Source organism: Actinomadura mexicana (genome assembly GCF_900188105.1).
GTDB lineage: Bacteria > Actinomycetota > Actinomycetes > Streptosporangiales > Streptosporangiaceae > Spirillospora > Spirillospora mexicana.
The window spans coordinates 36,771-62,279 of the sequence record NZ_FZNP01000019.1 but is presented as its reverse complement, the minus strand read 5'-3'; the positions used below and the strand labels follow the sequence as shown (position 1 = coordinate 62,279).

Annotated in this window: 21 protein-coding genes; 10 read left to right on the top strand and 11 right to left on the bottom strand. The window is 71.7% G+C overall.

Going from position 1 to position 25,509, the window contains the following annotated elements:
- Nucleotides 1-104: 104 nt before the first annotated feature.
- The gene (locus CHC11_RS34300; protein ID WP_089316041.1) at nt 105-1,109 is read left to right on the top strand and encodes a methyltransferase; all 1,005 of its coding nucleotides are present in this window, start codon (nt 105-107) and stop codon (nt 1,107-1,109) included.
- A 15-nt stretch (nt 1,110-1,124) separates the two neighbouring features.
- Here CHC11_RS34300 and CHC11_RS34295 read toward each other — a convergent pair whose 3' ends face one another.
- The gene (locus tag CHC11_RS34295; RefSeq protein ID WP_089316040.1) at nt 1,125-2,771 is read right to left on the bottom strand and encodes an ABC transporter substrate-binding protein; all 1,647 of its coding nucleotides are present in this window, start codon (nt 2,769-2,771) and stop codon (nt 1,125-1,127) included.
- Nucleotides 2,772-3,152: 381 nt separating this feature from the next.
- Between CHC11_RS34295 and CHC11_RS34290 the strand changes: the two genes are divergently transcribed.
- The 3 genes from CHC11_RS34290 to CHC11_RS34280 are packed head-to-tail and all read left to right on the top strand — an operon-like array spanning nt 3,153 to nt 7,554.
- On the top strand, nt 3,153-4,490 hold the full coding sequence (locus CHC11_RS34290; protein ID WP_218826362.1) for an aminotransferase class V-fold PLP-dependent enzyme: 1,338 nt from the start codon (nt 3,153-3,155) through the stop codon (nt 4,488-4,490).
- Nucleotides 4,487-6,247 carry an ABC transporter substrate-binding protein gene (locus tag CHC11_RS34285; protein ID WP_089316038.1) on the top strand — a complete coding sequence of 587 codons (1,761 nt, stop codon included), beginning with the start codon at nt 4,487-4,489 and terminating at the stop codon, nt 6,245-6,247. Before CHC11_RS34290 ends, CHC11_RS34285 begins: the two co-directional genes overlap by 4 nt.
- A 38-nt stretch (nt 6,248-6,285) precedes the next feature.
- Nucleotides 6,286-7,554: a DUF885 domain-containing protein gene (locus CHC11_RS34280; protein WP_089316113.1), complete on the top strand. Its 1,269-nt coding sequence runs from the start codon at nt 6,286-6,288 to the stop codon at nt 7,552-7,554.
- 67 nt (nt 7,555-7,621) lie between these two features.
- Here CHC11_RS34280 and CHC11_RS34275 read toward each other — a convergent pair whose 3' ends face one another.
- The 3 genes from CHC11_RS34275 to CHC11_RS34265 all read right to left on the bottom strand — a co-directional run bounded on the left by CHC11_RS34275 (nt 7,622) and on the right by CHC11_RS34265 (nt 10,933).
- Complete coding sequence (locus CHC11_RS34275; RefSeq protein WP_089316037.1) at nt 7,622-8,755, bottom strand: nucleotide disphospho-sugar-binding domain-containing protein; 1,134 nt, start codon at nt 8,753-8,755, stop codon at nt 7,622-7,624.
- Between the two features lie 154 nt (nt 8,756-8,909).
- Entirely contained in the window at nt 8,910-10,133 is a 1,224-nt protein-coding gene (locus CHC11_RS34270) for a cytochrome P450 (RefSeq protein ID WP_089316036.1), read from the bottom strand.
- A 98-nt stretch (nt 10,134-10,231) separates the two neighbouring features.
- The gene (locus CHC11_RS34265) at nt 10,232-10,933 is read right to left on the bottom strand and encodes a DUF899 family protein (protein ID WP_089316035.1); all 702 of its coding nucleotides are present in this window, start codon (nt 10,931-10,933) and stop codon (nt 10,232-10,234) included.
- A gap of 340 nt (nt 10,934-11,273) precedes the next feature.
- On the opposite strand from CHC11_RS34265, the gene CHC11_RS34260 reads away from it, so the two are divergent.
- Complete coding sequence (locus tag CHC11_RS34260) at nt 11,274-11,945, top strand: DNA alkylation repair protein (protein WP_089316034.1); 672 nt, start codon at nt 11,274-11,276, stop codon at nt 11,943-11,945.
- A 27-nt stretch (nt 11,946-11,972) separates the two neighbouring features.
- On the opposite strand, the gene CHC11_RS34255 is transcribed toward CHC11_RS34260, so the two are convergent.
- From CHC11_RS34255 to CHC11_RS34245, 3 genes are read right to left on the bottom strand one after another with little or no spacing between them, the layout of a single operon-like run.
- Nucleotides 11,973-12,629, bottom strand: a complete 657-nt coding sequence (locus CHC11_RS34255; protein WP_089316033.1) for a YncE family protein — start codon at nt 12,627-12,629, stop codon at nt 11,973-11,975.
- The gene (locus CHC11_RS34250) at nt 12,616-13,668 is read right to left on the bottom strand and encodes an NAD-dependent epimerase/dehydratase family protein (protein ID WP_089316032.1); all 1,053 of its coding nucleotides are present in this window, start codon (nt 13,666-13,668) and stop codon (nt 12,616-12,618) included. The genes CHC11_RS34255 and CHC11_RS34250 overlap by 14 nt, the downstream gene beginning before the upstream one ends.
- 55 nt (nt 13,669-13,723) lie before the next feature.
- On the bottom strand, nt 13,724-14,962 hold the full coding sequence (locus CHC11_RS34245) for a macrolide family glycosyltransferase (protein WP_089316031.1): 1,239 nt from the start codon (nt 14,960-14,962) through the stop codon (nt 13,724-13,726).
- A 248-nt stretch (nt 14,963-15,210) separates the two neighbouring features.
- Between CHC11_RS34245 and CHC11_RS34240 the strand changes: the two genes are divergently transcribed.
- Together CHC11_RS34240 and CHC11_RS34235 are read left to right on the top strand one after the other, a co-directional pair.
- Nucleotides 15,211-16,272, top strand: coding sequence for an ATP-binding cassette domain-containing protein (locus tag CHC11_RS34240; protein ID WP_089316030.1), 1,062 nt, complete (start codon nt 15,211-15,213; stop codon nt 16,270-16,272).
- A gap of 13 nt (nt 16,273-16,285) precedes the next feature.
- On the top strand, nt 16,286-17,113 hold the full coding sequence (locus tag CHC11_RS34235) for an ABC transporter permease (protein WP_089316029.1): 828 nt from the start codon (nt 16,286-16,288) through the stop codon (nt 17,111-17,113).
- A 6-nt stretch (nt 17,114-17,119) separates the two neighbouring features.
- Here CHC11_RS34235 and CHC11_RS34230 read toward each other — a convergent pair whose 3' ends face one another.
- Nucleotides 17,120-18,550, bottom strand: coding sequence for an NDP-hexose 2,3-dehydratase family protein (locus CHC11_RS34230; RefSeq protein WP_245920140.1), 1,431 nt, complete (start codon nt 18,548-18,550; stop codon nt 17,120-17,122).
- Between the two features lie 102 nt (nt 18,551-18,652).
- Between CHC11_RS34230 and CHC11_RS34225 the strand changes: the two genes are divergently transcribed.
- On the top strand, nt 18,653-19,390 hold the full coding sequence (locus tag CHC11_RS34225; protein ID WP_089316027.1) for a class I SAM-dependent methyltransferase: 738 nt from the start codon (nt 18,653-18,655) through the stop codon (nt 19,388-19,390).
- Between the two features lie 23 nt (nt 19,391-19,413).
- Here the strand turns inward: CHC11_RS34225 and CHC11_RS34220 are convergent, their stop codons facing one another.
- The gene (locus CHC11_RS34220) at nt 19,414-20,187 is read right to left on the bottom strand and encodes a class I SAM-dependent methyltransferase (protein WP_089316026.1); all 774 of its coding nucleotides are present in this window, start codon (nt 20,185-20,187) and stop codon (nt 19,414-19,416) included.
- 41 nt (nt 20,188-20,228) lie between these two features.
- Entirely contained in the window at nt 20,229-21,230 is a 1,002-nt protein-coding gene (locus CHC11_RS34215; RefSeq protein ID WP_089316025.1) for an aldo/keto reductase, read from the bottom strand.
- A 495-nt stretch (nt 21,231-21,725) separates the two neighbouring features.
- Between CHC11_RS34215 and CHC11_RS34210 the strand changes: the two genes are divergently transcribed.
- On the top strand, nt 21,726-23,066 hold the full coding sequence (locus CHC11_RS34210; RefSeq protein WP_179279149.1) for an acyltransferase family protein: 1,341 nt from the start codon (nt 21,726-21,728) through the stop codon (nt 23,064-23,066).
- Between the two features lie 90 nt (nt 23,067-23,156).
- On the top strand, nt 23,157-24,170 hold the full coding sequence (gene rfbB / locus CHC11_RS34205; protein ID WP_089316023.1) for a dTDP-glucose 4,6-dehydratase: 1,014 nt from the start codon (nt 23,157-23,159) through the stop codon (nt 24,168-24,170).
- On the opposite strand, the gene CHC11_RS34200 is transcribed toward rfbB, so the two are convergent.
- Nucleotides 24,154-25,509 carry a metallopeptidase TldD-related protein gene (locus CHC11_RS34200; protein WP_245920139.1) on the bottom strand — a complete coding sequence of 452 codons (1,356 nt, stop codon included), beginning with the start codon at nt 25,507-25,509 and terminating at the stop codon, nt 24,154-24,156. The genes rfbB and CHC11_RS34200 overlap by 17 nt on opposite strands.

The following is a 25,509-nucleotide window of genomic DNA, read 5'->3' as shown; positions in this document are numbered from 1 at the left end:
GGGCCGCCCACCGTTGCTTGTGACCGCAGATACTTTATATTCATAGAGTAACTTCCGGCAGGGCCGGACCACGGCGGGCAGCCGTCGGAAGGGAGCAGGGGCCCATGGACGCGCAGCAGTCCGCGCTCTTCCTCTTCGAGGAGGCGATGGGGTTCGCCTACTCGGCCGCGCTGCGCGCGGCGGCCGAACTCGGGGTGGCCGACCACCTGGCCGAGGGCCCGCGCACGACGGCCGAACTCGCCGCCGCCACCCGGACGGGGCAGGGTGCGCTGTACCGGATCCTGCGCCTGCTCGCGGCGCGGGGAGTGGTGCACGAGGACGAGCCGGGGCGTTTCCGGCTGACCGCCGAGGGGGACGCGCTGCGCGCCGACGCGCCGATGTCCGCCCGCGCGGGGATCCTGATGTTCACCGACCGGATGTTCTGGACCGTCACCCACGAGGCCGCGACCGTCGCCCGGGACGAGTCGACGACGTTCGAGCAGCTCTTCGGCACGACGATCGGCGGCTACTTCGCGGAGAACGCCGGCATCGAGGCGCTCTTCTACGACGGCATGGCGACGGTCTCCGAGGCCGAGAACGCCCTCGTCGCCGGGAGCTACGCGTTCCCCTCGACGGGCACGGTCGTCGACGTCGGCGGCGGCAAGGGCGGATTCCTCCGTGCCGTGCTGCGGAAGAACCCGGGGCTGCACGGCGTCCTCCTCGACCGGGAAGAGCACGTGCTCGGCCACCACCTGCTGGGCGGCGACGACATCGCCGGCCGCTGGCAGGTCACCGACGGGGACTTCTTCGGCTCCGTCCCCACCGGGGACGTCTACCTGATCAAACGCATCCTGCACAACTGGGACGACGAGAAGTGCGTGGCGATCCTGCGCAACTGCCGCCGGGCGATGAAGCCGGACGGGCGGGTCCTCGCCGTCGACGCGATCATCCCGCCCGGCAACGAGGCCCACCAGAGCAAGCCGATGGACTTCATGATGCTCGCGGCGCGCACCGGGCAGGAGCGCACCGAGGCGGAACTGCACCCGCTGTTCGAGGCCGCCGGCCTGCGGCTCGCGCGCGTCCTGCCCACCGCCTCGGTCATGTCGATCGCCGAGGGCGTGCCGCGTTGACCGCCGCCCGCGGCGTCAGTCGGGCGGGTCGAGCCAGATGCAGGCCGCGTCGAGCCAGCGGTCCACCTGGGGCAGCGGCAGCCCGTTGCGCACGCGGGCGCTGGTCATGTGCGGAATGGTCGGCTCGCAGGCCAGGACGGGCACGATCGCGACGTCCTCGATGACCTGCCGGTCGATCCGGTGCCACAGGTCCTCCGCCCGCGCCGGATCCGGTTCGGACAGGGCCTCCTCGATGAGGCGGTCGACCTCGGGGTTGCAGTACCCGCCGTAGTTGCTGGTGCCGGCGGCGAAGTTGGACTGGAACATCGGCTGGACGTAGGCACGGCCGTTGTTGCCGAACCAGTCGGGCGTCCACGCCGCCGCCGTGACGTCCCACTCGCCGGCCTCGGCCATGGCCGGGTTCTGCAGGAAGCGGTAGTACGCGTCGGGCTGGCTGATCAACCGCAGTTCGACCGTGAACCCCGCCTTCTCCAGGTCGGCGGCGTAGTACCGCGCGATGTCGGCGTGCGGGGCGTCGGCACGGTACAGGACCCTGAGGGTGAGCCCGTCGGGGTACCCCGCCTCGGCGAGCAGCGCCCGCGCCTTCGCCGGATCGCCGTGGTCCCCCGGCGTCGGATAGCGGTCGTACTCGCGGTGCCCGGTGTTGCCCGGAGGGATCGCCGTGTGGGCGGTCCGGGTCACCGTGCCCAGGTCCATGTCGTCGAGCAGTTTGACCATGGAGGCCTTGTCGACGGCGTACGCGACGGCTCTGCGCACCCTGACGTCGCGCAGCGCCCCGCCCTCGTTGGGGGTTCTCAGGTTGAACACCAGATAGGGGTTCATCGCGTACCCGAGATGCCGGTCCGCGTCCGGGGGGCGTCGGTCCTCGCTGATGACCGGCGCTCCCCACGAGAGATCGGCCTCCCCGCTCCAGATCGCCTCCCGCACCCGGTCGTCGTCGACGCGCGCCATCCGCACGTCCAGGCCGTCGACGTACTGGTGCCGCAGAGGATCGGTGTCCTGCCGCCACACCGGGTTCCGCTCCATCGTCAGGAAACGGCCGTTCTCATAGCCGGTGAGACGGTACGGGCCGTTGGACCGAACATTGGCCACGAATTCGGCGCTGTCCGGAACGAACGCGTCGTATTCGCGCGGCGCCGCGGACGCGAACATCATCGACAGGAGGTTCAGCAGGTCGTTGGCGGGCCGCACCAGCTCGACGACCAGGGTGCGGGCGCCGTCGGCCCGCAGCCCGGAGATCTCGTGCGCGTTCTGGTAGCCGGCCAGGTCGGCGGCCGACGGGGTCCGTCCGGCGAACTCCCGCCGGTAGCCCTCGGCGAACTCGGCCATCCCCCTGACCGTGCTCGTGTAGTAGGCGATCGCCCCGGCGCCGGCCACCGGGTTGCACATCCGCTTGAAGCCGCGCACGAAGTCCTCCGCCGTCACCTCGCGCGGCGGGTCGGTGTCCCACATGACGCCCGGGCGCAGGCGGATCCGGTACACGAGCCCGTCCGGGCTCATCCCGCCGTTGGCCACCGTCGGCGACTCCACGGCGACGTCGGGGACCGGGGTCAGGGCGGTCTCGTCCACGGCCGTCGGGTAGCCGAACAACTGCCGGGCGAACAGCCTGATGATCTGATGCGAAAAGGCGTAATAGGCGCACGCGGGGTCGACATGGTCCATTCCGCCCGGTCCGTAGTAGCGGAGTGTACCGCCGTGACGAGGCTCCACACCGATCACCTTCCCTGCACGTCACCGGGCGCCGCGGCCACCGCCGGCGACCCGCCTCTACCGCCGGAGATTACCATCGTTTCTTAAAGCAACCTAGGAACGCCGGACCCGACTGGAGCCTCCCGCGGCCAGCCCGGCCGGCCTCCACGGCGCATCCCGACCCTCGCGTGCACCCTCATCCACGAGGGGCGCTTGCCCGCGCGGCGGAGCGCGGCGCCCGGTCCCGGCCCTGGCGCGCGGAATGCCCTCATCCAGGGTCCGTTGGCCGAGTAACTTCAAAAACATATTGTATTGTGAGGGAGACTGGTCATCCGCACGTGGAGGGGGTCACTCGTGACACAGTCCGTGAAGCCCGACGAGCGCAGCGTCCCGGACCCGGCCGGGCCGGCGAACGGCGGATCGCCGCGGCGGCTCCGCGACGCGCCATGGGAGAGCATCCGCGAACTGTTCGCCCTGGATCCGACCACGACCCACCTCAACACCGGCACCGTCGGGGCGATGCCCTACGAGGTGCTCGACACGATGGACCGGGTGACCCGCGAATGGACCGGCGGGCTGGCCGACGTCTACAAGCCGTCCGGCTACTACGAGCACCGCGCCGCCATCGGCAGGGCGTTCGGCGTCGACCAGGACGAGATCGTGATCTGCCACAACGCCACCGAGGGCGTCGCCCGCATCATCCAGGGGCTCGACCTCCACGAGGGCGACGAGGTGGTCACCACGAGCCACGAGTGCTACTCGGTGCTCTCGAACTTTAACCTCGTCCGGAACCGGTACGGCCTGACGATCAAGACGCTGACCATGCCGACCGGCTACGACGTCACGGCCGACGAGATCGTGGACCTCTTCGAGGCGGCCATCACGCCCCGCACCAAGGTGCTCGCGTTCGCCGGGATCACCCTGTTCACCGGCACGATGATGCCGATGCGCAGGCTGTGCGAGCTGGCGCAGCGGCACGGCCTGACCACCGTGATCGACGGCGCCCTGCTGCCCGGACTGGTGAACCTGGACATGCGGGCGCTCGGCGCCGACTTCATCGCGTGCTCGGGATCGAAGTTCCAGTGCGGCCCGCTCGGGACCGGCATCCTCTACCTGCGCAACAAGGTCTTCCCCGAGTACAACCCGCTGCCGCTGCCGACGTTCTGGCCGGTGATCTCCACCTGGTACCCGATGATCGGCAGTCCCCCGCCGCGGACGAGGACGTCGGTCGAGAGCGACGACACCGCCCTGTACGTGCAGAGCGCCGGAAGCGCGAGCATCGCCAGGGGCGCCGCGCTGGCGCGGGCCTGCGAGATCTGGGACGAGATCGGCCGGGACCGCATCGAGCGGCGCGCGATGGAGCTCGGCGACCACGCCCGGCGGCGCCTCGTGGAGGCCTTCGGCAAGGAGTCGATCTTCTCGCCCGGTGAGGATCCGCTGCTGAAGTCCCCCCTCATCGCCTTCAACCCGTTCCGCGACCCCGAGGCCGCCTGGAACATCAAGAAGTTCACCGCGTTCACCGACCGGCTGGAGCAGGAGCACCGCATCTGGATCCGGTGGACCGAGTTCGACGTCCCGGGCTCGCCGCACCAGCACTACGCGGCGCGGGTCTGCACGCACCTGTTCAACACCCGCGAGGAGATCGACCGGGCGATCGGCATCATGGCCCGCCTCGGCGAGGAGATGTCATGACCGTCTCCGACCGCCCCCAGGCCGCCCCGTGGAGCGATGGCCTGCCGCGGCCCGGCGGGACGCTCCGCCTCCGCGGCCCGGCCCCCGTCCACCGCCTCGACCCGTCGGCCTCCCACCAGGCGCCCGAAGGCCGGCTCATCAGGCTGTTCGCCCGGCAGCTGTTCGGCTACGCCCCCGCACCGGACCTGCGCGACTGGCGGGCCGTCGCCCCGGCGCCCGACCTCGCGACCGACATCCCGTCCACCTACAACACCGGGATGGGCGCGCGGCACACGAACTACGTGGTGCACCTGCGGCGCGGCGTGCTGTGGGACACCGCGCCCGCGCGGGAGGTCACGGCGCACGACGTCGTGCGCGGGCTGAAGCGGCTGGCCAACCCGCTCACGAGGCCCGCCGCCCTGCCCTACTTCACCAGCACGGTCAGAGGCATGGCGCAGTACTGCGAGGACTACGCCGCGGCGATCCGCCGCGACCGCCCGACCGCCGAGGAACTGGCCGCCTTCCAGAACTCCCACGACATCCCCGGCGTTCTCGTCCTGGACGACGAGTCGCTGGTCATCGAGCTCATGCGGCCGGCCATCGACTTCGCCGCCATCATGGCCCTGCCCTGCGCCTCGCCCGCCCCGGTCGAGTACGACGCGTTCCTGCCCGGCAGCCCGGAACTGCACCGCAACCTCCGGAGCAACGGGCCGTACCGGCCCGCCCGCCTCGAGCCGGGCCGCGAGCTGCGGCTCGAACCCAATCCCGTCTGGCGGCAGGAGTCCGATCCGCTCCGGCACCGGTACCTCGACGGGGTCGAGGTCACGGTCGAGGACGCGGCGCCCGCACACCTCGCCGCGCGGGTCGCGTCGGGCGCGGCCGACCTGCCGTGGGGCGTGCGGGTCGCCGAGCCGCACGGCGCCGAGCCGGCCGATCCGGGCGACGGGCTCGGCCTCTCCCTCGACCCGTACCTCGTCTTCAACGTGCAGAGTCCCACCGCGGGCGGCGCGCTGGCCGACGCCAGGGTGCGCCGGGCCCTCTCGTACGCGATCGACAAGGCGGCGATCGCCGACCTGTACCGGCGGTCCGGCGGCGGTGCGCTGGTGCGGATCGCCGGCTCCGTCGTGCCGCCGGGCAACGACGCGCACCAGGAGCTCGACCTCCACGCGACCCCGGGGGGCCGGGGAGACCCGCAGAAGTGCCGGGCGCTGCTCGCCGAGGCGGGCCGCGGGAGCGGGCTGGCGCTCACCGCGGTCCATCTCGACACCGGCCTGGACGCCGCGGTCGCGCGCTCGTACGCGGCCGACCTGGAGAAGGCCGGCGTCACCGTCCGCCTGGTGGCGCTCGACCACGACGCCAGGGACGCCCTCCTCGGGGATCCGGAGCGCGCGGCGGCGGGAGCGTGGGACGTCGCGGCCGCGTCGTGGTCGCCGGACTGGCACCCGGCCAACGGCCGGGTCTTCCTGCAGCCGATGTTCCAGTCGAGCGACTCCCGCAACTCCGCGAACCACGGCCGCTACCGCCGTCCGGAGGTCGACCGCCTGATCGAGCGGGCGCTCGACACGATCGAGGAGCCCGCGCGGTCGACCGCGGCCTGGAACCTGGCCGAGCGGACGGTGCTGGAGGACGCCGCGGTCGTGCCCGTCCTGTTCCAGCGGCCGGTGGTCCCGCAACTGCGCGGCCCGCGGGTGCGGAACGCGGTCCCGATGCCCGCGCTCGGCCATGCCTACGACCTCGCCGGCGTCTGGCTCGACCCGCCCGACGACCCCGCGGGGTGACCGCGGCGGACCACACGGCGGCGATCCAGGGAGCGCGGATGCACGAAGAGGTGGTGACCGAGTACCTCAGCCTCGGGCTGCGGTTCGGCCGGCTCGCCGACGGGTTCGTCGACTCCTGGTACGGCGACCCGGAGCTGTCCCGCCGGGTGGACGCCGAACCGCGGCCCGACGCGTCGGGGCTGGCCGCCCGGTCGGCCCGGCTGCTGGCCGCGCTCCCCGACAGCGGCCTGGCCGAGCCCAGGCGCCGGTTCCTGTCCGCGCAGCTCGCCGCGCTGAACTGCGCGGCCCGCCGGATGGCCGGGGAGGAGATCCCGTTCGGTGACGAGGTCCGGACGTACTTCGAGGTCGACATCGAACTCGGCGAACCCGACCGCTACGCGGAGATCCACGACGCGATCGGCGCGCTGCTGCCGGGCGCCGGGGACCTGCGCGCCCGGACGGCGGCCTTCTACGAGCGCAACGCCGTCCCCCCGGACCGGCTGGCGCGCGCCGTGCGGGCGGTGTCCGGCGAGCTGCGCGCCATGACCAGAACGGTGTTCGGCCTGCCGGAGCGGGAGAGCGTCGAGTACGTGGTCGTGCGCGACAAGCCCTGGAACGCCTACAACCGCTACCTCGGCGGGTTCCGCTCCAGGGTGGAGCTCAACGCGGAGGCGGGCCGCACCATCGCCGCCCTTCCGCTGCTGGCGATCCACGAGTCCTACCCCGGGCACCACACCGAGCACTGCCGCAAGGAGGCCGGCCTCGTCGCCGGCGCCGGCCACGGCGAGCACCTGATCTCGCTGGTCAACACCCCGCAGTGCCTCATGGCCGAGGGCGCCGCCGAGATGGCCGACGCGGCGGTGCCGGGTCCGGGCTGGGGCCGCTGGACCGCCGACGTCCTGGCCGGCGCGGGAGTGCGGGTGGAGGGCGAGCTGGTGGAGGAGGTCCTGCGGCTGATCCGGCTGCTGATGCCCGCGCGCCAAGACGCGGCCATCATGATCCACGACCGCGGCGCCGACCCCGACCAGGTCACCGGGTATCTGGAACGCTGGCTCCTGGTGCCTCCCGACCATGCCCGGCGGATGACGAGGTTCCTCACCGACCCCCTCTGGCGGGCCTACTCGGTGACCTACATCGAGGGCCCGCGGCTGGTGGGGGCGTGGCTGAACGCCGGCGCGGGCCGGACGTCCCTCGTCGAGCGCTACCAGCGGCTCCTCGACGAGCCGCTGCTGCCGTCCGATCTCCGCGCGGACCTGGAGGCCGCGGGCCGGAAGGAGGCGCGGCCGGAGCCGGAAACGGTGCCCGCGGACACGGCCGCCGAAGCCTGACGGACCTGCCCCCGCCCCCACCCGTGACCGGGAGCGGGGGCGGGGGCGGGGTGTCGCCCGGCGAGCCTCAGAACAGGTACTCGGTGAGGCGCTGGACGGTGGCGGCGGGCGTGGGCAGGGTCGCCATCTCCCGCTGGACCTCCGCGGTGGCGGCGCGTATGCCCTCGTCGGTCATCAGCCGGGTGAGCAGGCCGGCGTCGACGTCCTCGCGCTCGCTCACGAACCCGATGCCCCGCCTGCGCACCGCCTCCAGGGTCGTGTGCTGGAACAGGTCCCTGGGGTCGGGCGTGATCAGTTGCGGGATGCCGGCGTCGATCGCCGTCAGGGCCGTTCCCCCGCCGCCGTGGTGGACGATGGCGGTGCACGTGCCCAGCAGGAAGTGCAGCGGGATCCAGCCGACGGAGCTGACGTTGTCCGGCAGCGGGCCGAGCGAGCCGATGTCGACTCCGCCGAGCGCCAGCACGAACTCCGCGTCCACGTCGCCGGCCGCGTCGATGATCGTGCGCATGGTCCCGGTTCCCAGCATCTGCAGCTCGACCGTGCCCATGCTCACGGCGATGCGCGGCCGCTCGGGAGGCCGGAGCAGCCGGTCCCCGATGACCGATCCCCCGCTGTGCGGCAGCCAGCGCATGAACCAGCCCTCCGGCTGCTCGCCGGCGAGCATGCTGGGCGGGAACTCCTCGATGGTGACCGCCGGCTTGGAGATGGAGACGCCGTACCGCTCGCAGACGTCGGGCAGGTGGGCCGCGGCCGCCTCGTGCATGCCCCGGGTGCGCCAGGCGCTCACGTTCCGCTGGACGGCGGGCGCCCCGGCACGGGCCGCCGCGAACAGGCCGGCAGTGGTCCCCTGGTCGTAGACCACCAGGTCCGGGCCCCAGTCGTCGGTCAACGCCATGATCCCGTCGATCAGGGGCCGGTTGATCGCGGCGAACCCGGGCCCCCACTCGTCGAGGTTGATCGCCGGCTTGGTCGCGACCGTCTGCACGAACTCCGGGTGCTCGCGGGCCAGCCGCTCGTTGACGGCCTCCATGCTGAAGCCGGGCGCGGCGTCGACGATCTCCACACCGGAGCCCGCCGCGCCTTCGGTGGGCCCCGCGATCGTGGCGATCACCTCGTGGCCCGCCGTGCGGAACGCCCAGGCGAGGTGAACGAGCGGGAAGAAGTGACCAAGACCTGGATGAGAGCAGAACATCACACGCATATCCGGAAGAGCCCTTCCTACCCCGTGCCCTCGCCCGCGACGGGACCGGACGGCGCCCCGGTTCGGGCACCGCGGCACGCGGACATCACTATATGAACTTAAACTATGATCTTCTCCCGTTCAATATCCGCGGCGGTGCGGAGGCGATGGGGCCTCACCAGGTGACCGGGAGCTCGCGCACCCCGTAGATGTTCGCCTTCTCCTTGAACGACAGCGCGCCGAACGGAACCGCCAGCCGCAGGCCCGGGACGCGCCGGAAGAGGGTGTCGAACACGATCTGCAACTCCATCCTCGCGAGGTGGTGCCCGAGGCACCGGTGCCGGCCGACACCGAACGCCAGGTGCCGCCCGCCGCCGCGCCCGACGTCGAACTCGTCCGGGCGCTCGAACACCTCCGGGTCGCGGTTGGCGGCCGGGCCCAGCACGACCACGCCCTCCCCCGCACGCACCGTGACGCCGCCCACCTCGACGTCCGCCAGCGCCGTGCGCGCGGTCGAGGCGTTGACGACCGTCAGGTACCGCAGCAGTTCGTCGACCGCGAGCGGCGTCCTGGCGGGGTCGGCGACCATCGAGGCGAGCTGGCCCGGATGTTCGAGCAGGGTCAGGGCACCGAGCGCGATCATGTCGGCGGTGGTGGAGTGCCCGGCGACGAGCAGCACGAACGCCATGCTCACGACCGCATCGAGATCAAGCGCGCCCTCCTGCCGCCCCCGGACGATGAGGCGGCCGAGGAGGTCGTCGGGCGGGTCGCGCTCCTTGTCGGCCACCAGCCCGGCCAGCAGGGACCGGATCTCGTGCGCCGCCCGGGCGCGCTCCGCGGCCGGGGTGGCGTGGCTGAACATCCGCCCGGTGCGCTCCTCGAAGTGGCCGTGCACGGAGTAGGGCACGCCGAGGAGCTCGCAGATCACCAGTGACGGCACCGGAACCGCGAGTTCGCGCACCAGGTCGACCGGGCGGGCGGCGGCCGCCATCAGGTCCAGCCGCCGGTCGACGATCTCCTGGACCCGCGGGCGCAGCGCCTCCGTCCGCCCGGGCGAGAACTCGGCGCGGACGGACCGCCGGGCGGCGGTGTGCTCGGGCGGGTCCATCCAGTTCAGCGGCGGCCGGAAGGCGCGGAAGGACGCCTGCCGCTCCTCCTCGGTGACGGGGGCGAACCGGGGAAACCCCTCGCGGCGGCGATCGACGCTCATCCTCGGATCGCTGAGGACCTTCCGCGCGTCCTCGTGCCGCGCGACCAGCCACGCCGAGTTCCCCCCGGCCATACGGGCACGGACCGCGCGCTTTCCCGTTCGCAGCCGCTCGTACTCCGGAGGCAGGCGGAACGGGCACGCGCGCGGAACGGGGAAGGTGCCGGCGGCGTCCGCGGGTTGCGTCGTCATCGTGGCCCCCGGGGGTCAGCTCGGTACTATCAAAATATATACCGAATCGTCCGGGGGTCGGGCGTGCACGCTCCGATCGCCCTGCGGGCGGCCGGGGCTCAGTCGCGCCCGGCGTAGGCGTTTCCGGCGTACCAGTCGCCGCGGCCGCCGGGCAGCAGGTCGAGCACGTTCCAGACCGGGGAGAGCAGGTCGATGCCGCGCTGGGCGCCGTCGAGGAAGTCGGCCGGCAGCGTGTAGAAGTGGCGGACCCGCCCGTCCTCGCGGGCCAGGACGCTGATCATGGGGCGCTGCGCCCCGTCCGGGCGCTCGGCGTGCATGTCGGCGTTGAACGCCGTGCCGTGACTGGACAGGATGCGCACCCCCTCCCAGCCCCTCCGCCGCGCCCAGGCCCGCAGCATCGGCAGTGGCGCCTTGCCGATGACGGCGAAGGCGGTGTGCTGCGCCAGGTGCGCGGCGACCCCGTTGAAGCCGTCCACCCACATCGAGCACATCGGGCACGCCGCCTCGGCGTCGGGGTGGTACATGAGGTGGTAGACGACCAGGGTCTCGTGGTCGCCGAACAAGTCGCGGAGGGACACCGGCTCGGTCGGCTCGTCCTTCTCCAGGGCCGCAGGTCCCCCGGTGAGGGTGTAGTCGCCGAGCACCGCGCCCCGGGGCATCCGGCGCCGCGCGGCGGCGACCTCCTCGACCCGGTCGCGCAGCAGCCGTTCGGCCTTCGCCAGTTCGATCCGCGCGTCGATGTACTCCTGGCTCGTCCCCACCGGCCACATCGGCGGGATCTCCGGCTCGTCGTCGCTCATCGCTGGCCCTTTCGAGTCCGTCGGCGGCACGGGTCGATTCGACATCGGACTCTACGACAATGGCCCCGCCGACGTGCCGGGTTCGGCCCTGTCCGGCGGCATGGCGGCCGGGGGACGCTCCTCCGCGACGGCCTCGGCGCTCTCGAATACAGGATGAGATCGGCCGATACGCCGCTATCTGCCGCATAGCAACTGGTTAACATAAACAAGACGAAAGCCCTCTCGGTGAAGACCGGGAGAGTTGAATGGAAACGCACTGCATGTTAAGCTCGATATTGCGACAATTGTCAACTAAGCCTATATTCTCAGACCCTCGTAATACGAGGCACAGGAGGCTGAGATGGCCGAGACGGCGGTGGCCGAGGTGATGGCCGAGCTGGCCGGACTTGAGGACCCGAAGGCCCGCGAGGTGAACGCGAAGCGGGGTGACGACCACGGCGTGAACCTCGGCAAGCTGCGGGCGCTGGCCAAACGGCTGAAGACGCAGCAGGACCTCGCGCGCGAACTCTGGAAGACCGACGACAGTTCGGCGAGGCTGCTGGCGACACTGATCTGCCGCCCGAAGGCGTTCGAGCGCGACGAACTGGACGCCATGCTCCGCGAGGCACGCACCCCCAAAGTGCACGACTGGCTCGTGAACTACGTGGTGAAGAAGAGCCCTCACTCCGAGGAGCTGCGCCTGGCCTGGCTCGACGACGCGGATCCGGTCATCGCGAGCGCCGGCTGGGCGCTGACCACCGAGCGCGTGATGCGCAGGCCCGACGGCCTCGACCTCGACAAGCTGCTCGACGTCATCGAGGCCGAGATGAAGGGCGCGCCGGAGCGCCTGCAGTGGGCGATGAACGACTGCCTGGGCAACATCGGGATCAAACACGAGGAGCACCGCGCCCGCGCGATCGAGATCGGTGAGCGCCTGGAGGTGCTCAAGGACTACCCCACTCCCCCGAACTGCACGTCCCCGTTCGTGCCGATCTGGATCAACGAAGTGGTGGGCCGGAAGAAGAGCAAGTAGGAGGTCCGCGCGCCTCCGGGGGTCCACTCAGGCGGAGAGAACCGCGGACAGTTCCAGTGGGCGGATGGCGCGCGCCGGGAAGTCGCAGTACCAGAGGCGGCGGCCGTCCCAGGTCAGCCCGGTGGGGCGGCCCGGCACGGGCAGAGCCCCCAGGTGCTCCCCGGTGCTCGGATCCATCGCGCGGAGCACGGCGTCGTCGAAGTCGCCGTAGACGACGACGCCGTCGGCGTACGTGAGCCCGGAGGGCGACTCCCCCGCCGCCGGGAACTCCCGGAGAACGGTCATGGTGTCGTAGTCCCGGAGCTGCACCACGGTCGGACCGCGCAGGCACATGTACATGCCCTCCGGCCCGAGTTCGATCCCGGTCAGCCTGCCGCTCGCGGGAAGCACCTCCTTCTCCCCGGTGATCCGGCCGTCGTCCGGATCGATCAGTACGATCCGCTTCGGACGGCCGCCGACCTGGCACAGGCGGGCGCCGTCGTAAGCGAGGTCCGCCCGCACCCTGTCGCAGGCGAACGTCCTGATCACCCCGCCGGTCGCCGGGTCGATCGCGAAGATCCTCTCCGCGTCCTGGTCCGAATGCCACAGCCGGGTTCCGTCCCAGGTCAGCCCGCACATGTAGGCGGCCGGGGCGGGCAGGGCGCCGGTGCCCGCGGCCGTCGCCGCCGTCTCACCCGATGTCATGTCCCCTCGCTTTCCGGCCGTCCGCGGCCGTCGTGACGCCTGTGGGTACCAGCGACCGCCGGGGCGCGCCCGCGACGGCGTCCAGCCACCACGGGCTCTGCCTGGCCCACGCGATCGTCCTGGCGAGTCCGGCCCGCAGCGGGGTACGGCTGCGCCAGCCGAGCAGTTCCCTGGCCTTCCCGACATCCGGGACGCGCCGGGGAATGTCCTCGTAGGCGCTGCCCAGCGCCGAGTCCGTGCTCACGCGGATCGGGGCGAACTCCGCCCCGGCCAGCCGGGTCACCAGCCGGACCGCGTCGGCCACGGAGGTCTCCCGGTCGCTGCCGACGTTGAAGCACCGGCCGTCGGCGATCTCGCCGGCGCCCACCCGCAACGTGGCGTCCACCGCGTCCTCGACGAAGGTGAAGCAGCGCGTCTGGGTGCCGTCGTCGTACAACAGCGGGGGCAGGCCGCGCAGCACCCGGTGCACGGTCTTGCTGATCACGTACGCCGGGCGCTGCCGCGGCCCGTAGACGTTGAAGTACCGCACGACCGAGGCGCGCAGGCCCCGATGGCGGGCGTAGGCGACGACCATGTGCTCGGCGACGGCCTTGCTCGCGGAGTAGGACCACCGGTCGGCGGTGACGCTGCCCAGCACCCGGTCCGCGTCCTCCGACCAGGGGACGTCGGGGTTCTTGCCGTAGATCTCGCTGGTGCTGGAGACCACCACCTTGACCCCGGCGGCGGACGCCGCGCGCAGCACGTTGCGGGTGCCGGAGACCGCGACGTCGATCACTTCGAGCGGGTCGTCGAGGTACTGGTCGACCCCGACCAGCGCGCAGAGGTGGTAGACGGTGTGTACGTCCGGGCCGATGGCGCCGGCGAGCGCCCGCTCGTCGCGGATGTCGGCCCTGACGTGGCGGACGGCGGCCCCGCCGCAGTCCAGGTCGGGCGGCAGTGCCGCGGGATCGTAGACGACCACGTCCTCGCCCTGGCGCGCGAGGCGCTCCACGAGGTGGCTGCCGATGAAGCCACAGCCGCCGGTGACCACGACCGCCATCGGTCATCCGCCCTTCCCCGCTACGGCCGGCTCGAACGAGGCGACCATCGGCATGTCAGCGGACGGCGCCGAACGCGCCGTCCGACCGGGACACGGCCCGCCGCGCGTACGCATCGATCGCCTCCGCCGCCCGGACGGCGCCGCCGGCGTCGCGGGCCTCCGCACGCATCCGCGAGATCCGCCGGCGGACGGCGTCGTCGGCGACCAGGTTCTCCACCGCGGAGACGAGCCCTGCGCCCTCGACCTGCTCGGGCCGGAGCACATGGCCCAGGCCGAGTTCGACGGACCGCTCGGCGAACGGCCTGGCCTCGACCGCGTACTCGGTGAAGTAGAGCATCGGGCAGCCCCAGTGGACGGCCTCCATCGTGGCGCCGAGGGTGCCCTGCAGGATGAACGCCTTCGCGTGGCGGAGGACCTCCATGAACGAGATGTACTGGTGCGCCTCGACATTGGGCGGCAACGGCTCGAGTGCTTTCGGGTCGGTGCCGTTGCCCGTCGCTATCACGACGTGCCACGGCGTGCCGGCGAATGCCTGCGCGCAGCTGCGGAAGAATTCCGGATGCCCGTTGAACGTCGATCCCAGGGAGACGAGGAGCACATCGCCGTCCTCTTCGGGTGGGCGCCATCCCGGCTGGAGCCGCCCCTGCGAGAAGCTCGGCCCGACGAACACGAAACGGTCGTCGAAGGTGTCGCTCTTCACCTGGAACGATCGCGGCAGGAAGATGACGTTGAGGTCCTCGATCGCGTTCCAGAACTCCGTCGGGGACCGGTCGATGCCATATTCCGGGAGAAGCTCGGAGATCATCTGCTGGAAGGTCTCGGTCTCGACGATCGGCCGGTGCCCGTGCACCGCGCTCAGCGCCTCCCACACCGAATAGTGCTCGTTGGAGGCGAAGCCTCCGTTGATGCACACGGCGGGCCGCTGCCACCTGGCGGCCAGCAGGCGCCCGGCGATCAGCGGGAATATGTCGTAGACGACCAGGTCCGGCGGGTTCTCGTCCAGAGCGCTTTCCGCCGCCCTGAGCATCGCGAGGTTCTCGTTGATGAACGCCCTCACCGTCAGCGCCTCGGCGTCCTCCTGCTCGACCATCTCCGGCAGGTCGACACCGTCCTCGAATATCGATCGGTGGCGGATCTGCCGGGCCCCGACCTGCGCGAGGTCGTCGAAATAGTCGCCGGAAGTCACGAAACTGATGTCGTATCCCCGGGCGGAGAGTTCGTCGAGGACGCCGAAGGTCGGGCGGATATGACCGGACCCGCCGGTGACGGCGAAAAGAATGTGGCGTGGTCGCATCACGATTCCCCGAACCGAACGAGATGAGCCATGAAAACGGACGCTACTATGTTTTTTTCAAGTTAGCAAGGGAGTGATCATCGGCTTGCGCCCGCCGTCCGGTGCGCGACCGGCGCGCCCGAGACCGGGGAGCCGGGCAGCCGCGACGGCCGGACGGCGCGCGCCTCCGGCGCTTCTTAGGCATTGACTTATATAAGCTGCTACTTTAAGATGAGCTTGATCTTCTGGTGGCGACGGGAGGCACAACCGTGGGATCGAAATCGACCCTCGCTGTCGAGACGTCCGGGCTGGTCAGGACCTTCGGCGATACCCGGGCGGTGAACGGCGTCGATCTGGCCGTCCCCACCGGAATCGTCCAGAGCCTGCTGGGGCCGAACGGCGCCGGCAAGACCACGTTCCTCCGGATCCTGACGACGCTGCTGCGCCCGACGGAGGGCACGGCCAGGGTGCTCGGCCACGATGTGGTGCGGGAGGCCGACGCCGTGCGGTCCCGCGTGAGCGTCACGGGGCAGTCCACCTCGATCGACGAGGACCTCACCGGGAGGGAGAACCTCGCGATGGTGGGGCGGCTGCTCGGGCACCGGGGCGCCGCGGCGCGGCAGCGGGCCGACGACCTGGTCGACGCCTTCGAGCTGTCGGAGGTGGCGGACCGTCCGGTGAAGACCTGCTCCGGCGGCGAGCGGCGCCGGATCGACATCGCCGCCAGCATCATCATCACCCCGGACCTGCTCTTCCTGGACGAGCCGACCACGGGCCTCGACCCGCGGGCCCGCAACCAGGTGTGGGGCATCATCCGCACCCTGGTCGCCGGGGGCACGACCGTGCTGCTGACGACGCAGTACCTCGACGAGGCCGACCGGCTCTCCGACCGGGTCGCGGTCCTGGACCACGGCAAGGTCATCGCACAGGACACGCCCGGGAAGCTGAAGTCCCAGGTCGGTACCGGCGCGCTGAAGCTGCGGCTCCAGGATCCCGGGCAGCGCGCGCAGGCGGAGGAGATGCTCTCCCGCATGCTGGCCGTGGAGCCGGGCGCGGACTCCGATCCGCACAGGCTGTCGGTGCGGGTCGCCGACGCCCAGCAGGCGGCACGGGCGGTCACGGCACTGGCCGACGCCGGTATCGCCCTCGACGACTTCTCGATGGCCCAGTCGAGCCTGGACGACGTCTTCCTCGCCCTGACCGGCCACCCGGTCGCCGACGACGGGCGTGCGAAGAAGGACGAGGCCGAGAAGGACGAGGCCGAGAAGGTCGGGGCCGAGCCCGACGAGCCCGACGAGGCCAAGGACGACGACACGCAGACGGTGAAGTGAGGAGGCGGGCGAGATGACGACGTCCCAGCCGATGACGCGTGCGCGGGGGCCGCTGGCACCGCGCGGCGAGCGTCCGCCGAGGGCCGGCGCGCTGTCGGCGTCGATGACGTTCGGGTGGCGCGCGCTTCTGAAGATCAAGCACTCACCGAACCAGCTGGTGGATGCCCTCATGCTCCCGGTCATCTTCACGCTCTCGTTCACCTACCTGGTGGGCGGCGCGATCGCCGGGTCACCCGGCCGCTACCTGCACTTCTTCCTGCCCGGTGTCATGGTCATGGCGGTGGCCCTGACGACGGCGTACACCGGCATCGTGCTGAACCAGGACGTCGACCAGGGGGTCTTCGACCGGGTGCGGTCGCTGCCGGTGTGGCAGTCGTCGGTGCTGGTCGGGGCGATGCTGGGCGATGTCGTGCGGTACGCGGTGGCGTCGGTCGTGCCGCTGCTGCTGGGGCTGGCGCTGGGGTTCCGCCCGGACGGCGGCCTGGCCGGGGTGGTGCTGGCGCTGCTGTTCCTCCAGGTGTTCGCCTTCAGCCTCGCCTGGATCGGCACCTTCGTCGGGGTCAGCGTACGGACGCCGACCGCGGCGCAGACGCTGAGCTGGACGCTCCTGTTCATCCTCGTCGTCGCCAGCAACGTCATGGTGCCGCAGCAGACGATGCCCGGCTGGCTGGAGGCGCTGATCAAGGTCAATCCGATCAGCGTCGTGACGACCGCCATGCGCGGCCTGATGGACGGCACCGTGACCGCGGGCCAGATGGGCTGGGCGTTCCTGGCCTGCGCGGTCCTCGTCGCGGTCTTCGCGCCGCTGACCATGTACCGGTACGGCCGCGCCCGTCACTGAGCGCCCTCACAGTGCGTGCAGGCAGAGCAGGAGGCTCCGGGCCTCGATGTTGACCTGGTAGCTCTGGCGTGCCAGTGCCATCGCCTGGGGCACCGTGAGCCAGCAGAAGTCCGCGGGCGGTCGGAGGGGGAAGCCGCCGCCGACCTCGACCACGAGATGGCGGGTCAGGGCATGCCGGAACCGGCCGCCCTCCTCTGACTGGACCACGTCGTACCGCACCTTGACGGCTCTGGAGAGGACGAGGTCGAGGTACCGGGGGCGCCGCTCGCCGGTCGCCTCCTCGTAGTTCTCGGGTGTGCACTGCACGGTGGGGCCGAGCTCCACGGTGTCGCGGCATCCCGGGCGCAGGTCGGCGCGGGCCAGGATGTGCCGGACCCCGTGGATGCGGCGGACGACGAGGGCGGCCAGCCCGATGCCGCTGGGTGCGAGCAGCGGCTGGCACCAGTCGGACACCTCCCGGTTGCCTGCGTGGACCTCCACCCCGACGACGCTGAAGTACCTGCCGTCGGGACGGCGGATCGCCTCGGCGCCCCGCTCCCATCCGTCCACGGAGTCGAGGGGGACCGCGCGCGTCGTGAGCGTGTACGCGGACTTGCGCTCGGTGAGCCAGCTCCTCACCTGCACCGGCGAGAGGAGCGCGTCCCCGCCGGAGGCGTACGGCTCCGCGAAGGCCGCCGGAGTCCCGTCGTCCGGCCGCGCGCCCATGGACGGGGCCGAGGACAGCAGGCAGGCCAGGACGGTCCTGGAGTCCATGTTCACGACGTTGGGATGGTGCAGGAGGTCGAGGATCTGGCCGAGCGTCATCCAGGCGAAGTCGTCGTGCGGCTCCACCTCGCCGGTGACCTCCATGACCACGTTCCGGTTGCGCTTGGCCCAGAACCACGCCCCCTGCTCGGACTGGAGGACGTCGACCAGCACCCGGGCCCGTCCGGGCTCGGTGAAGTACTCGACGAACCGGGACCGGGCGCCGCGGTGCGCCCGCAGGTAGTTGCTCGACGTGGACTGGACGGTCGGCGACAGCTGCACCGTGTTCACGTTGCCGGGCTCGATCTTGGCCTGCATCAGGAAGTGCAGGACGCCGTCGATCTCCTTGGCGAGGATGCCCACGATCGCGACGTCCTGCTGGTAGATGATCGGCTGCCGCCATTCGGGGGTGGCGCCGTAGTCGGTACGGGCGTGGATGCCGCCCACGGTGAAGAAGCGGCCGCTCTCGTGCACGAGGTCGCCCGACTCCGGGTCGAAGGACCATCCGGCCATGCGCTCGAACGGGATGCGCGTCACCTGGACCGGGACGTGCCGGCGGCGTTCGGCCAGCCACTCGACCACGTCCTCGGCCGGACGGGGCCGGAACGCGGCCGACTCGGCGAGCCGCCGGCCCAGCTCGGACTCCTCGCTCGGCGCCGCCCTCAGCTGAGAGCCCGCGTTCATACCCGCCATGCCCGCCTCCGTCCGCGGCCGCCGGATCCGGCTGCCGTTCGCGCCCGGCTGTACCATCTACTTAAATTACATATAGCATTAGACGGCAGGAAGGGAGACCCCGTGTCCGCCTCGGAGCGCGACGTCGCCTTCGGCCCGCAGCACGCCGAGGTCTACGAGCTGACGTACCGGCACCGCGGCAAGGACTGGGGCGATGAGGCGGCGGAGGTCTCGCGGCGCATCCGGGCCCGCCGTCCCCGCGCGCGGTCCCTGCTCGACGTCGCCTGCGGCACCGGGGCCCACCTGGAGACGTTCCGGTCGGACTTCGACCACGTCGAGGGCCTGGAGATCTCGCGCGCGATGCGCGAGCGGGCCGTGCGGCGGCTGCCGGGAGTGACCGTCCACGACGGCGACATGCGGGCCTTCGCCCTCGGCCGCGCCTTCGACGCGGTGACGTGCCTCTACACCGCGATCGCCTATCTGCCGACCGTCGCCGCCATGCGCGCCGCGGTCGGCGCCATGTCCGGCCATCTCGTCCCCGGCGGGGTCCTCGTCATCGAACCCTGGTGGCCGCCGGAAAGGTTCATCGAGGGGTTCGTCGGAGCCGACCTGGCGCGGGACGGCGACACGGTCGTCGCGCGGGTCTCCCACTCGACCCGGCGGGACCGGGCCGCGCACATGGACGTGCGCTGGGTGGTGGGCCGTCCCGCCGGCCTCCGCGAGTTCCGCACCGTGGAGACCTTCACCATGTTCACCGAGGACGAGTTCCTGGCGGCGTTCCACGACTCCGGATGCGACGTCGAGCACGAGGAGACCGGCCTGAGCGGGTACGGCCTTTTCGTCGGAGTCCGCCGCGGCTGAACCGGAGCCGCGGCCGGCGGGCGCTATTCGCCCCAGCGCAGGTAGGTGATGGGCGGCTCCCGGCCGGGGAGGGTGCGCAGAGTCACCGCGCCGAGGCCGACGGCCTCGCGCAGCGCGGCCGTCTCCCCGGGCCACTTGGAATAGGCGATCTCGTCGAAGGCGAGCACGCTGCCCCTGGTCAGGTACGGCCGGATCGCCTCCAGCGCGGCGCGGGTCGGCGCGTATATGTCGAGGTCGAAATAGGCCAGCGCGATCACGGTCTCCGGGTTGTCGGCGAGGTAGCGCGGCAGGGTCTCGCGGACGTCGCCCTGGACCACCGCGGTCCGCCGGACGTGCGCGAAGGGCTCGCCGGACTCGTGCGCGTCGAGCACCTCGCGCAGGTGGTCGGGGTAGCCCTCGCCCACGGCGAACCGGCCGGCCACCGCTCCCGGACCGGCCCGGTCGACGTCGGCGACGTCGGGAAAACCGGTGAAGGTGTCGAAGCCGATGACGCGCCGCACCGAGGTGTACGGCTCGTGGCACCCGCGAAGCGCGGTCAGCGTGGCCAGGTGCCGCCCGTGGAGCACGCCGAACTCCATGATCACTCCGGGGACGTCGAGGATCATGCGGTACAGCGCGTCCATGCACAGCAGGTCGGTGAGCTGCTGGCGCCGCAGGTACAGCGCCAGGTTGTCGATCAGGTACTCGGGCGGGACGGGGGTGTCGCGCAGCAGCCGGGTGAGCCGCTCGCGCACGTCGCGCTCCTGGTCCGACTCGCGCGCCAGTGAGCGCGGGTCCCTGTGGTTCGGCGGGGTCACCTGTCTCGTCCTCCCGGCGGCAGAGATCGTGTCAAGGCGGGTCAGCTCATCCACGCGGCGGGTGCCGGTCCGCCGCGGCCGATGGGCGGGAAGAGGGCGTCCAGCCGGTCGGCCTCCTCCTCGGTCAGGGGCTTGTCGAGTGCCCTGAGCGCGCCGTCGACGTGGCCGGGGGTGCGCGGGCCGATGAGGACTCCGGTCACCCCCGGCCTGGACAGCGTCCAGGCGAGGCCGACCTCCGCGGGGTCCCGCCCGATGTCCGCGCAGAACCGCTCGTAGTCGGCGATGGCGGCCTCGTGCTCCTTCAGCGCGTCGACCGCGCGCCCCTGCGCGGACTTGACCGCGGTTCCCTCCGCCTTCTTGCGCAGCACGCCGCCGAGCAGGCCGCCGTGCAGGGGCGACCAGACCAGCACCCCGAGCCCGAGAGCGGTCGCCGCGGGGATCACCTCGAGCTCCGCGTGCCGGGTGACGAGGTTGTAGACGCACTGTTCCGAGGCCAGCCCCGGGACGCGGCGGCGGGCGGCGGCCTCCTGGGCCAGGGCGATGTCCCAGCCGGCGAAGTTGGACGAGCCGACGTGGCGGATCTTGCCCTGGCCGATCAGCAGTTCCATGGCCGACCAGATCTCGTCCCAGGGGACCGACCGGTCCACCTGGTGCATCTGGTACAGGTCGATCCGGTCGGTGTTCAGCCGGCGCAGGGACGCCTCGCACGCCGCGACGATGTGCCGCGCCGACAGGCCGCGGTCGTCCGGGTCGTCGCTCATCGGGCCCCCGACCTTGGTGGCCACGACGACCTCGTCCCGGCGGCCCGGACGCGCCGCGAGCCAGTTCCCGATCACCTCTTCGGTGTGGCCCTTGTAGACGCGCCAGCCGTAGATGTCTGCGGTGTCGACGAGGTCGATGCCGCTCGCCAGCGCGTGGTCCATGAGGCGGTACGCGTCCGCCCCGTCGACACGGCCGCCGAAGTTCACGGTGCCGAGGCCGAGGCGGCTGGTCCGCAGACCGGTGGAACCCAGCGACGCGCGGAACTCTACGGGATGGGGCATCGACCGCCTCCTCAGGCTCTCGACCGGCTTTTCACGATACTAGTTATTCAAGTCAGATTCCCCTATGTCCCCTACTATCGCGTCCTGCGACGTCAATGCTATCGTTTTCTCAAGTGTAGGACCTTTGGCGGGTAAAGGTGGTCCACATGGCCCCGAGGGCGGTACCGCATCGGCGCGGGACGGCGATCCGGTCCACGGCGGACGACCCGCCGAGCATTTCCGGCGACAGATCCTCGGTGACCCCACCGAGGACACCGGGGGGTGGGGGATCGTCATTGACTCCGACGGCATCCCACGCGTGAGCACAGCACGGTGACGGGGAACGCGCCGCCTCATCCGGCGGCGCCGGACTGCTGATCGTCCCCGCACGCCGTCGTGACGCGGCCGACTTCTGCCGGGGCGAGGCCGCGGCCGACCCCGATGGACCGTCTGATCCGATCCGCTGTTTGCTTCGACCCGTCGAATCCAAGGGTCGTGCGAGATGGGAGAACGCCCATGGTAACGAAGGCATCCGGCGGGGATGCTGTGGGAGCCGCCGCACCCGATCCCGCATCGGACCGGCCCCGGAAGTTCATCCCGGAGCTCGAAGGACTGCGCGGCGCCGTCGTGCTGCTCGTCGTCCTCGGCCACACCGGAGTGGCGACCAGCGTGCAGGGCTGGAGCTACATGCACTCCACCGGGAACGGCATCTGGGCCATCATGCTGAACCGGGTGGCGGTCGCCTTCCCGATCTGGTTCGTGATGACCGGCTACCTGCTGTACCGCGCGTTCGCGCTGTACACGCTCACCGGCGAACGGAAGCCGAACGTCAAGCGCTACCTCTGGCGCCGGGCGCTGCGGATCCTGCCCGCCTACTGGGTACTGACGATCACCGCTCTCCTCGTGCTCAACCGGGACACCGTCCACGGGGCCTGGGAATGGATCCGCCCGCTGCTCCTGCTGCAGATCTGGGAGCACGGCGCCATTCCCATGGGGATGATGCACACCTGGAGCAACGCCAACGACTTCCTGTTCTACCTGGCCATGCCGTTGTTCGCATGGCTTCTGCACCGGTACGCGCGGCGCGCCGAGACCCACGAGGCCCGGATACGGCGGCTGCTCGTGCCGCTGGCCGTCCCGGTGTTCATCGGTTTCGGCTTCTTCACCTGGCTGCACTTCCCGCAGTTCAGGGACGACCCGATGAAGCTGTGGCCGACGCAGTACTTCTGGCCGATGAGCTACATGGGCTGGCTCTCCGTCGGCATGATGCTGGCCGTGCTGTCCGCCGCCGCGGAGACGCGCCCCGACGCGGTGCCGCGGGTGTACCGCCTGGTCGGCCGGCATCCGGGCAAACTCTGGCTGGGGGCGCTCCTCATCTTCGTCCTGGCCTGCCTCTCCCCGCTCGCGGACTACCGCCTGGTGGACTACGTCGCGGCGCCGGCGGCGGCGGCCGACTACTGGCTCTTCCTCGCCTTCTCCGTGGCCGTCTTCGCGCCGCTGACCGTGCCGGGGGTGCGGTTCAGGCTGGCGGGCGCGATGCTGGACAACTCGTTGCTGCGGTTCTTCGGCCGCATCTCCTACAGCGTCTACCTCTGGCACATCTTCATCTACGCCAAGTTCGTCGGTCCGCTCTTCGCACCCGAGGTCGGCGGCTACTGGGAAGTCCTGGGCGTCGAACTGGCGCTGTGCGTGATGGTCGGCTACGCGAGCTACATCGTCGTCGAAAAGCCGTTCCACATGCTCCGGCCGCGGCTGGGCAAGGCGCCGGTCGAGCTGAGCGTCGCCGTCAGCGGCACCCCCGCCGAGGCGCCCGCCACGGCGCGCGCGGTGCGCGCCCCCCGGGACGCGCAAGCCTGATCGACGCCCGCGGCGGGCGAGACGATGCCCCGGCACGTCTCGCCCGCCGCGGGCGTGGAGACCACCAGGGAACGCCGAGGAGGCGGGGCGATGAGACTCCTGGTCACCGGGGGCGCCGGTTTCATCGGCTCGGAGTTCGTGCGGGCCGCGCTGCGCGGCGAGCTGCCGGGCACGGCGGGCGCGTACGTCACCGTGCTGGACGCGCTCACGTACTCGGGGAACCTGCAGAACCTGGCCCCGGTCGCCGGGCACCCCCGCTACCGGTTCGTGCACGGCGACACCTGCGATCCGGACGCGGTCGACGCGGCCGTGGCCGGGCAGGACGCGATCGTCCATCTCGCCGCCGAATCGCACGTGGACCGCTCGATCGACACCGCCACGCCCTTCGTGCGGACCAACGTGCTGGGCACGCAGAACATGCTGGAGGCGGCCCAGCGGCACGGCGTCGGCAGGTTCGTGCACGTGTCCACCGACGAGGTCTACGGATCGATCGCCGAGGGGTCGTGGACGGAGGACGCTCCGCTGCTGCCCAACGGGCCCTACGCCTCGGCCAAGGCCGGGTCGGACCTGCTGGCGCTGGCCTGGCACCGGACCCGCGGCCTCGAGGTCATGGTGACGCGGTGCACCAACAACTACGGCCACTACCAGTTCCCGGAGAAGGTGATCCCGCTGTTCGTGACCAACCTGCTCGACGGCCGGCGGGTGCCGCTCTACGGCGACGGCCGCCACCGGCGGGGCTGGCTGCACGTGGCGGACCACTGCCGCGCGCTCGACCTGGTGCTGCGGTCCGGCCGCCCGGGCGAGGTGTACCACATCGGCGGTGGGAAGGAACTGTCCAACGAGGACCTGACGGCCCTGCTGCTGGAGGCGTGCGGCGCCGGCTGGGAGGCGGTCGACCACGTCCCCGACCGCCAGGGGCACGACCGCAGGTACGCGCTCGACACCACCAAGATCGAGGAACGGCTCGGTTTCGTCCCGCGCGTGCGCTTCGAGGACGGGCTGGAGGCGACCGTCGAGTGGTACCGCGAGAACCGCGCCTGGTGGGAGCCCCTGAGAGCCGGTCTCCGGGAGCGGCCGGGGCCGATGCTCAGATCGCCTCGCTGACCGCCGACATCGTGTAGTCGCCCACCCGGAGCGCGGGCATGGCCGTCCGGGGCGTGGAGTCGTCCCTCTCCCGGGGCAGGGTTCGTTCGGTGCGGCCGATCTCCGTCACCCGGCCCAGCAGGTCCACCGGGCTCTCGTTGAAGCGGAAGTTGTTGGCCTCCCCCACCACTTCGCCGTCCTCCACCAGGTAGACGCCGTCGCGGGTGAGCCCGGTGAGCAGCAGCGTCCGGGGGTCGACGTCGCGGACGTACCAGAGCGAGGTGACCAGGAGCCCGCGCCTCGTGGTCGCGACCAGCTCGGGAAGCGACCGGCCCTCCCCCGGGCCTTCCAGCACCAGATTGCCGACCTGCGGCGTCACCGGCAGCCCGGTGAGGTCGGCGGAGTGGCGGGTCTGGACCAGACCGGTGAGGACGCCGTCGCGGATCCACTCGGTCGCCGAGAGCGGCAACCCGTTGTCGAACACCGACACGGTGTCGGCGAACACCTGCGCGACGTCCGCGGAGCCCCGGGCGGCGACGAACGGCGCGCACCGCAGGCCCGGCTCGTGCGGGTCGCTCCGCAGCGTGAGCGCCGCGGCGGTCAGGCGCTCGCCGATCCGGGTCCCGCCGTCCGGGCCGCGGAACACGGTGCGCGCGTCGACCGCGTCCTTCGCCCCGGCCGCGCGGTACAGCCGCAGCATGAGATCGGCGACGCACGACGGGGAGAGCAGCACCTCGTAGCGCCCCGCGGGGAGCCCGACGCGCCTGCGTCCCCAGTCGAGCCGCTCGCCCAGCCCCTCGTACAGGGGAAGCGGATCGATTTCGCCGAGGTCGGCCGCCCCGGTGCCGCTCCACGTCGAGGCGGCGCCGTCCCCGGTCTTGGCGGTGAGGTCCACGACGCCCGCGGTCTGGACGTGGCGCAACCGCAGGCCGGTGGAGGAGGCCAGCCAGCTCGCGTGCCGCCGCTGCTCGGCGTGGCCGTACAGCAGGCGGCGCTCCGCGCGGGCCCGCTCGAACGTCGCGGCGAGGCCGGCGGCGAACCGGGCGAGGACGCCGGCCGACGCCGCGGGCGCGGGCTCCGCCCAGTCCGCCGAGGACGGCACGTCGCCGCCGGTCAGCAGGGGACGCGCGTCGGCGGCGGGCGTCGCCGTGCGCGCGGCGCGTTCGGCCGCCGCCACGACGGCCCGCACCGCGTCCTCGTCCACCGCGCCGCGGTGCGAGACGACGCCCGCCGCGGCGCCGCGGGCCCCCGGGGTCACGGCGATCACCGTCAGCCTCGTGTCGGCGGTGAGACCGCTCGACGTCAGCGCGTTGCCCGCCCACCGCGCGTGCGCCGTGGCGGCCTCGTCGACGATCGCCAC